The sequence below is a fragment of the uncultured Nostoc sp. genome (assembly GCF_937863485.1).
Classification (GTDB): Bacteria; Cyanobacteriota; Cyanobacteriia; order Cyanobacteriales; family Nostocaceae; genus Nostoc.
On record NZ_CALMFY010000176.1, the window covers coordinates 14,129 to 23,764 of the forward strand.

Here is a 9,636-nt window from a genome sequence, read left to right on the forward strand (position 1 = left end):
AATGCAGGAAACTTGACGATTAATACCGATAAATTACTTGTTCAAGATGGGGCGGTAGTAAATGTCAGAAGCCAAGGCCAAGGAATTGCAGGTAATTTAACTATTAATGCTGGCTCTATTCTTTTAAACAACAACGCTGCTCTCAATGCTAATACCCAAGCTGTCAATACTGACCCGAATATTGAACAAGCTACTATCAATCTGCGCTCCAAAGATTTGATATTGCTTCGTGGCAGCAACATTGTCACTAACGCGAAGGGAGAAAATGTTATTGGTGGCAATATCAACATTGATACCGATATTTTAGTTGCATTTGCCGATAGCGATATCAGTGCCAATTCTAGTGATTTTCGAGGCGGAAATGTGAAAATCAAGGCTACTGGGATATTTGGTACTCAATTACGTGATACACCTACTTTGGATAGCGATATCACCGCCACAGGAGTTAATCAGCAGTTGAATGGTACAGTGCAAATCAATACACCTGATATAGATCCCAGTTCGGGATTGGTAGAATTACCAGTCGATTTTGTTGATCGCTCTGATTTGATTGCCCAAGGTTGTCCAGCAAATAAAGGCAATTCATTTACGATCACCGGACGCGGAGGTTTGCCACCTTTACCAACACAAGCGCTTCGTACTAATCAAACTGCAACTGTTGATTGGGTGACATTAAATCCTCAAGAACAAAGGAGTACAAGTGTAGGGAAGAATTCACACTTTAGGAAGAGTTTCGGGCACAAAAGCCCTGACCTAGAAGTTCCGCAAATCAGCCCGACGATTTTGGAAGCTACTGGTTGGGTAATTAACAAGTCTGGCACAGTGGAGCTAACAGCCTTTACACCTATAGCAACTCATACCAATACTTTTACTCCTGCGATCGCCCTTGGCGGGACTTGTCCATCCCAAGCCACCACTATTCAAAAATAATCCAAGTTGCTTTCCTGTGAACTTAAGTGTGGAAGAAGCTCAAATAATTATTTGCTAATCAACGGTGCGAGTCCGAGGCAAAGTCAATGACAAAAAAAAGATTTCGATTTTTTCTTGTAGTACAGCGTTTTCTAAAAAGTATTATCGTGACTTGCAAAAGTCGCCTTTATTTTAGAAAATGGTTAAGAATAATAACAATAGCTGTTTTGGCTGCCTTGTTAAGCGTTTGGGGAATTTCAGTTCCTGTCTTATCTCAATTTCCCCAGACTCAAACAAACGCTCAATTGTTAGTTGAACAAGGTCGAAAACTCTACGAAACTGGACAGTTATCTGAAGCAGTAACAGTTTTGCAACAAGCAACAGATGCTTTTAATCTGCAAAAAGACGAACGAGGAAAAGCGATGGCGTTAAGCAATCTTTCGTTAGTCTTTAAGCAACTTGGACAGTGGAAAAAAGCAGAAGCTGCAATTACCCAAAGCCTGAACCTCTTAAAAAACTCACAACTCAAAACTCATGATTTTGCATTAATCTTGGCACAAACCCTAGATATTCAAGGAAATCTGCAATTAGAACTAGGCAAAACTGAACAAGCTTTAGACTCATGGAAGCAATCTGCTAATACCTATGCTCAAGCAGGTGATGAAGTTGGCATAACCCGCAGTTTGATTAACCAAAGCATGGCACAGCAAGCGTTGGGGCTTTACCGTCGAGCTCGCACCACTTTAGAAGAATTGCACCCCCGTCTTGAACAGCAACCAAACTCGCTTGTTAAAGCTACTGCTTTACGTAGCTTCGGTGATGTTCTACAATTGGTCGGTGATTTAGAACTATCCTTTAAGGTTTTACAACAAAGCCGAGACATTGCCAAAAAATTACAATCTCCTTCAGAAATAAGTGCTACATTGTTGAGTTTAGGTAATACCGCATTAGCTTTAGGTAATAGCCAAATATCTCAGCAAAATAATACCAGTTTTGAAAACTATACTCCGTTGCATTGTATCAACAGACCTGTCTCCACAGAATCTGTGAAATTTTTCCAACAAGCAGCGCAATTTTACGAAGAGGCTGTTACCACAGCAACCTCGCCAATCTCACAAATCCAAGCCCAACTCAATCATTTGAGTATATTGTTAAAACTTCAGCAATGGTCACAAGCCAAGAAACTATCTTCTGAAATTCAGGTAAAGCTGACCAAAATACCTGCAAGCCACACAGCAAATTATGCACAAATTCATTTTGCTGAGAACTTAGTATGCTTAAAACAAGCTACTAACGAAGATATGCCTTCGTGGAAAGAAATCGCTCAAATTTTAGCGACATCTGTACAGCAAGCTAAAAGTATAAGTGATCAGCGTTCAGTTGCTTATGCTTTAGGCGCATTGGGTGGATTATATTTAGAAAACCACGATATACCTAATGCCCAAAAACTGACTGAGCAAGCTTTAATGGAAGCCCAGGCGATTAAAGCTGGAGATATAGCTTATTTGTGGCAATGGCAACTAGGGTACATACTTAGAATACAAGGAGATTTGACTGGAGCGATCGCAGACTACACTGAAGCAGTAAATACTCTCAAATATCTACGCAATGACTTAATTGCTCTTAATCCAGATGTCCAGTTTTCCTTTCGAGATAATATTGAACCCCTTTACCGACAATTAGTCGATTTACTTTTGCAACCTTCATCTACAATAAGTACAAAAGTAAATACAAAAGGAAGTATTAGTCAAAAAAGTTTAAAGCAAGCTCGTGACATACTTGAAACACTGCAACTAGCTGAACTAGAAAACTTCTTCCGAGAAGCTTGTTTAAAAGCCGCACCTGAACAAATTGATGAAATAGTTGACAAAACAGATGCTACAGCAGCAGTACTTTATCCCATTATTTTGCCAGACCATTTAGATATTATTCTCAAGTTACCAAATCAAGCTGAATTATCTCATTATACAATTAATAAAAAAGCTAGAGAAGTTGAAAGTACTTTAGAGAAATTACAACAATATTTGCAAGAACCAGACCGAATAAATGATGTTAATAAGTTATCTCAACAGGTTTATAGCTGGTTAATTCAACCATTAGAATCTGAATTAGAAAGAACGAATATAAAAACGCTAGTATTTGTACTAGATGGTGATTTACGGAATATTCCAATGGCAGTTTTATATGATAACAAACATCAAAAGTATTTAATACAAAAATATGCTATATCCTTAGCTCCAGGTTTACAATTAATTCAACCAAAATCTTTACAAGAAGTCAAAGTTAATGGATTAATTGCCGGACTAACTGAGCAGCGCCGAATTGAAGGACATTCATTTGCTCCACTCAAAAATGTAAAAGTTGAATTACAACAAATTCAGTTGGCTTTACCTAGAAATGCAGAACTACTCAATCAGACCTTTACCAAAATAAATGTGCAAAATCAAATTAAAAAAGCACCATATACAGTAGTTCACATAGCAACTCATGGCGAGTTTAGTTCTAATCCTGATAAAACATTTATTTTAACTTGGGATCAGCTCTTAAAAGTCAAGGATTTTGATAATTTAATTCGACTAAGCGGACAAAGAGAATCTAGCGCGATTGAATTACTTGTTTTAAGTGCTTGTGAAACTGCTCAAGGCGACAAACGCGCTACTTTAGGACTTGCTGGCATAGCAGTACGTGCAGGTGCTCGTAGTACATTAGCAACTTTATGGGCGGTAGACGATGAGTCTACTGCTGAATTTATGAGTCAATTTTATCAAGAATTAGAAAATAGCAAAGTAACTAAAGCTGAAGCTGTTCGTCGCGCTCAAATTAAGCTGTTAACTGATTATGAAATTCCCTATTTATGGGCACCATACATTTTGGTCGGAAACTGGCTTTAAAGTAATTTGTAACGCTTACTGTTTAATTTTGACTTCTCCCACAAGAGGTTTTTTAGCCAAATTTTCTAGTTCAATATTTCTCAGCAGACTAGCCCATTCATTATCAAGAGTAGTATTTTTGGGTTCAGCAAAGCGGAATTTTGCTAACTCCGTCAGAGCTGAGTACCAAATACCATTTTGGATATATAGTTGAATGCGATCGCGTAATGTAGTAGCTGCTTTTAACTGCCTTTCAAAGTTAGGTGTTAGGGCTATACGTTGCACCCATCCACGCACAAACACTGAATCTAATCGTTGTTGTTGATTACAATAAAGTTTAAAGTACCATTGATATGTTTTATTAACTTTCAATGGTACGGTTGATGGTAAACTAAAGCTAACAATACCAGGTATCTCAGGTGGGGTAAAAGAAGCCCGATAAATATCGTTGTTTGCTTCATCTTGCAAGACAAATTCTCCACCAAATACATCATTAGGTTGATAGGGTACAAACACCCAAAAGGTGGCATTCTCTTCGACAATTAAGCCCACTTTTTTTTCAGGTATTAAGGCTATAAGCGGTACTTCCACAGATGGACAGTTACCACGGCTTCCTGCTCCTCCGCGTTTAGAAGGTCTACCTCTACTTGATCCATCTTGTGGTGGTTGATTACCACTGCTAGCTGGCTGCTGAGACTTTGCTATCAATGTTAAAGGATAGCTAGTACAGCTAAACATTGCCAAAAGTAAAATGATTATAAATTTACTTTCAGAGATAAAAAAGATTTTCTGTATATTTTTCAGTTTCATAATCTTAATTGTGCAACCTTGAAAAACAAATTTTATTATTTTTGGTCATTTTGAAAAAGTGGATAAATAATTATACTAGGCCCACTAGCTATTAAAACTAAAACTGATGGCACTATCGGTATCCAGGCTCCTCGGAGCAACAGACCAAAAGATATACTATATAACACGCAAATAGTTGCTACTCCTGCTAATCCCAATCTTAACCATGACCGAAATTGCCAAACAATTATGCCTCCAATCAACGACCAAACCCATACCCAAATAAATTCGCCCCACTTCGGTAACGTCCACAATAATGGACGATTATCTAAAACGGCACTAAGAATCTGACTCACCATGTGTGCTTGAAGCATTACCCCTGGCATTTGCTGATATGACGATTGACTGGCACTATAGGGTGTAGACCAATAATCATGAAAACTTTCAGCACTTGTACCAATCAGGACGACCCGATTCTTCACTAAATCAGAAGTAAGTTTATTGTTTAAAACGTCTGCAAGAGTTACTTGTGTAATAGCTTGATCCGAAGAGCGATAATTAAGCAGCACTTGATGACCTAAATTATCAATTTTGTGATAGCTGCCGCTGTTTTCCTCCAAGTTTTTAAAGACAACATTGCCAAACTGCCAGTTTTTTTCTGCGGTAAGTTTTGACTGAATATTCTCAACAAGCAAGTAACGGTTTGCTAACTGAAAGCTAAAAGATTTATCAATGTTGCAAGGAAATGCAGGAGTCATAGCCAATATTTGACGGCGGATAATGCCATCGGGATCGCGTATAACGTCACTAAAACCTAAGTTTTGCTTTGGAACTTCAGGTGGTGGCGAAACACCACTGTTTTTATTTTCTTCACTAACTTCACATATAGCAAAAAAGCGATCGCTTTTTTGCATTAATCTAGATAATTTTTTATACTCTGCTCCTACGCGATTCTCACGATAGATATCCAAGCCAATCACTCGCGGTTGGAACTGCTCTAATTTTTCTACAACTTGAGCTAATGTGCGGTCTGATAATGAGGCTCCACCTCTTTCTTTGGCAGGTTGCGATCGCACATCAGCTTCAGTGACAGTAATTACTAAAATGCGTTGATCTTGTCCTTCATCAGGTCGCGATCGCATCATTGCATCAAAAGCCATAAGCTCCCATGACTGCAATATGCCAACTGAGCGCATCCCCATTATCAAGGCAGTCACAACTATACTGACTTTAAAAATTCTCCCAATAATATTTCGGCTGTGCAAGCTAGTAGGTTTAGAGTCTACTTTATTCACTAACATCAACGACATCGCTGTTGGATTTTGACAAATCACTGGTAACCAACTAGCACAGGGAAAGGTGCTTTCTAGACCTTGCAACTTTTCTGTGGCTTCTCGCATTGCCAAATGGCAAGATTCTCCATTAGCAAAAGCTTCTAAAAAGTGCTTCAAAAATTCTTGAGCAACCTGATCTGGTACTGCTTCCCGCATGACAATAATTTGGGGAATGTGCAGCGATGCCAATTGCCGTACTAATCCTAATCCATCACAACAGTTAAAAATTGCCAGTTGTAAACCCCTAGCGATCGCTGCTTTCAAACCATTTTTTAACTGATAAATCGTTAAACTATCAGTTTGATTAATATAAATTTGACCGATTTCACAATCAGCTTGACTCGAACCATGTCCTGCAAAAAAAAGAATATCCCAGCCCTGCTTGTCCCACAGGTATTGATTTAACTCCAAGCGCTGTGGCTCAACCAGAAAAACAGTCTGTGTTCCCGGTAGTTGTTCAAGTATTGCTCGGTCTTGTTGAATATCAATTCCTGCACTATTACCAAGAATGGCTAATATTCTAACTTTGCCTGTAGTCGGTTTGCGTAATGGTTTAACTTCATCTACTTCAGGAGCGCTTAAACCAAATACTGCCTTTTGATAATCCTCAAAAAAATCCCATAAATGCCAGGGTAGCCGCCGAACTTGGTCATCTTCCGCTTCTAGAATGACCTGAATTTCTTCATGAGGATCTAACTTCGTGCGTAATTTCTGATCAATGTTGCGAAATAGCTCAGATTTTAACCAAATATTAATTTTATTTTGTAAAATGTTACATAAATTACTAAACTCAACAGAGGAAATATTAGTTATATCTTCTGCATCAATTTCAATATCTCCATCGCTTGCCATATTTCTATGCCAACGTTGACCAGGAAAAAGAGCTTCATGCAGCAACAAATATAGTAACTGCCAACGCCTGTAGAGTTCTATAAGTTCTGGTGCAGCAGGCAAGCTGCCTGTAAATTGTATCGGTATAGGGTTGCTATAGTTATACAACTGAGTTGTAACAGTAGTAAATCCCTGCTTCAAGCTACCTTTTCCTAAATTCAACACGACTAATTTAGTCATGACTATCAGTCATCAATTGTTTCCAGTACAAAATCTTCCTTTATACTGACATTATCGAGAGCAACTTGTATACTGAAGCGAATTCCAGGGGGAGATTTAAATCTTTTGAGTTGAATGTAATGATCGTAATTTCTGGAAGTAACTTCCTGAAGAATTGTCCCTGTCTGTGAAAGCAAAATCAGTCTGAGATTTGGTATTAAGTAAGTTTCTGCATTTGCTGGATGCAATTGTACGCGCAGATTGATTTTGCCATCAACCTCTGTTTTAAGACCAATTAATAACACAACTGCACTATCCCCAAGTTGCATCCCTAAATCAATTAGCTTGGCTCGTTTGACATATCCCTCATTCAACTCAAAATCACTTCTGAATTGAGCAGCTAAAGTATTTTGTTGTGCTAATAACAAACTATCCAGATTTTGCCAACCCACACTAAATATATTTTGAAACCATAAGCTCAAATTGTTACCCACAGAGTAGCTGGCTTCAACTTGATTATTTTTTTGCTTTTCTAAGCGTCGCTGATAAAGATGCTGCCGAAATTCATCTACTCCCAGTAATGCCCCCCACATATCAAAGGGGACATTGAGTCTAGGTGAAGAAAAAGTCCACTTACTCAATTGTTCCAGTAATTGCTCTGCTTGTGCTTTTAGCAAAGTTGGTAATGATTTAACCTCTGGAATCTTGGGAGGACAAAGTTCTTGTGCCACCCACATTACATTCAAGTCTGCAATCAAATACTCTACATCTAAACAATAAGTTCGATCCATTAGATCATAAGTAGCTTGCTTTCGGATTTGCTGATAATTAGCATAACCCAATATCCGCAGCCAAGATTCTTCTAGGTTTAATTGTACCGCTATATAATAATGGGCTGACCAACTAGGAATATCAATCCATTCTTGCGGAATCCGAAACTCTGGAAGGTAGCTTTTATCGCTGGGGATTAATACTAATCTAGTCTCGCCCAGAGTTAACATAGAGCCATTTACTACTTCCCAGATACTCGGCAGTTCAGCTTTTTGAAAGCATAACCTGGGTATTACTTGCAAATCTGGGTCTTCTTGTAACCCAGTTAAAAAATTATTTAGAGATAAATGATTTAGGTAGGCATTCCAGCGAGCAGCTGTGTTAGAGTAAGGCTCTTGCATAGTTTGCTCCCATGCCGCTTCTCGCTCTTGGATTGATATGTCTAAACATAAATGTTCAGGATAGATTAGAGTCAAATCATTTAAGTTAATTGGCATAATTATTAATTCTTGATCCCAAAATTTTTAAAATTATCTTTTAGCCATTCATCTACAAAATCAGCTAGTTTATTACTGACTAATGCTAAAGAATTTGTAGGTAAATCCATATCTATTTCTAGTTGATACATAAAAGCTTCTTTCAAAATCTTATTGACCTCGTTTATATTAGGAGATACTTTCAATATAGAATCTCCAAAATTTTCATCTGTTTTTTCTTTATCCATTAATTCCAATTGTAAAATATTTATTTGACTTTTTACCTGCCATTCTTTAGTAATTTTATCTAAAGCATATTTGCATAATTGCTGACAGTGTACTTGTAGACATTCATCCAATGACTGTTTGATTATTTCAATATCTTTTTCTTCATTCAGACAAATTTCAGGATAAGTTTTTTGAGATTCATTAATAAACTCTTTTAAAAGTATTTTGTTATATCTTGCCAGCTGTCGAGCTACTTGATATTGTTTTTGGATTTCAGAATATTTATTTTTTAAAACTACTGCCATCTCAGTTTGAGTTAAGTTTAATCCCAGCCAAAGTATTAACATTATTTGACCAGTGTCTGGGATAGTTGAAAATAAACTTGAAACAAGTGAGTTTACTTGTTGCCATTCTTCTTCTTGGATAAGATTATCTAAAGCGGTATGCTGGCTATCAGTTAAGTTATCGTAGTTTTCTAAAGGCAGAAAATGTTTTGTTCGGTAATCACGAGCTGCTTGAATACAAAATTCTAATATTTCTTTAATTTTATCCTTTGAAGCTGGTGCTTCCAGAAATCCTAGTTGATTACACTGTTCATTATATAATGATGCAATTTCCTGAAAACATTCGGAACTAGGTATTTCTAAACTACGGTTTCCTTGCCTTTGGTTTGGTTGATAAATTTGCTCCAAGCATTGCCAAGCTAAACAGTATAAGCTAACACGATTCTGATTTATTCCTTTTATAGTTAAAGCTTCCTGCATCTCTTTCTTACTCAAATCTTTTAAAAGACCGTAGTTAGAAAACTTTTCTCTTTTACCTTCTAACTCTTTCTGATAAATGGTATTACTAATGAAACGGATAACAGCTGTTTTAGTATAGCCTTCTATATTAGTTTGATAGTAGTCAAAATTGAAATTTTTGAAAAGTTTTGCTGGAGGATAGATAGCTGAATTAGCTATTTGAAAGTATTCCTCTAATGGATATTTATGCTGGATAAATTTAAATCTTTGAGAGCTTTTTCTAGCTGCCCAAAGGCAAGCTTCCTGTAAGTATGCACACAGATGTCTTTCTGCGAGCTTTTCTAACGATGATATAGAAACATAAAAACTTTCTTTTTTATCAAATAACTCTTGCTTTGATAGCTCTCTGATAAGGGAGCATCCCAATTGTGCAAAAAGAGGGGGAGAAGCCAAAAATATTCGCGAG

The 9,636-nt window shown here is 37.3% G+C and carries 6 protein-coding genes; 2 read left to right on the plus strand and 4 right to left on the minus strand.

Annotation, left to right across the window (positions count from 1 at the left end):
• A partial coding sequence (locus Q0541_RS23635) for an S-layer family protein (RefSeq protein WP_298916291.1) occupies nt 1–930 on the plus strand: 930 nt, incomplete at its 5' end.
• A gap of 206 nt (nt 931–1,136) precedes the next feature.
• The gene (locus tag Q0541_RS23640; RefSeq protein ID WP_366941922.1) at nt 1,137–3,800 is read left to right on the plus strand and encodes a CHAT domain-containing protein; all 2,664 of its coding nucleotides are present in this window, start codon (nt 1,137–1,139) and stop codon (nt 3,798–3,800) included.
• 15 nt (nt 3,801–3,815) lie between these two features.
• On the opposite strand, the gene Q0541_RS23645 is transcribed toward Q0541_RS23640, so the two are convergent.
• From Q0541_RS23645 to Q0541_RS23660, 4 genes are all read right to left on the minus strand, one after another.
• Nucleotides 3,816–4,589, minus strand: coding sequence for a DUF928 domain-containing protein (locus Q0541_RS23645; RefSeq protein WP_298916297.1), 774 nt, complete (start codon nt 4,587–4,589; stop codon nt 3,816–3,818).
• Nucleotides 4,590–4,624: 35 nt separating this feature from the next.
• On the minus strand, nt 4,625–6,973 hold the full coding sequence (locus Q0541_RS23650; protein WP_298916300.1) for a CHASE2 domain-containing protein: 2,349 nt from the start codon (nt 6,971–6,973) through the stop codon (nt 4,625–4,627).
• A 5-nt stretch (nt 6,974–6,978) separates the two neighbouring features.
• On the minus strand, nt 6,979–8,220 hold the full coding sequence (locus Q0541_RS23655) for a DUF1822 family protein (protein ID WP_298916303.1): 1,242 nt from the start codon (nt 8,218–8,220) through the stop codon (nt 6,979–6,981).
• A 5-nt stretch (nt 8,221–8,225) separates the two neighbouring features.
• Nucleotides 8,226–9,636, minus strand: a 1,411-nt coding sequence (locus tag Q0541_RS23660) for a sigma-70 family RNA polymerase sigma factor (RefSeq protein ID WP_298916304.1), incomplete at its 5' end; no start/stop codon positions are given.

Excerpts from the sequence above, each read along its gene's own strand:
- Q0541_RS23645 (WP_298916297.1), bottom strand. The coding sequence starts at position 4,589 with ATGAAACTGAAAAATATACAGAAAATCTTTTTTATCTCTGAAAGTAAA.
- Q0541_RS23650 (WP_298916300.1), bottom strand. The coding sequence starts at position 6,973 with ATGACTAAATTAGTCGTGTTGAATTTAGGAAAAGGTAGCTTGAAGCAG.
- Q0541_RS23655 (WP_298916303.1), bottom strand. The coding sequence starts at position 8,220 with ATGCCAATTAACTTAAATGATTTGACTCTAATCTATCCTGAACATTTA.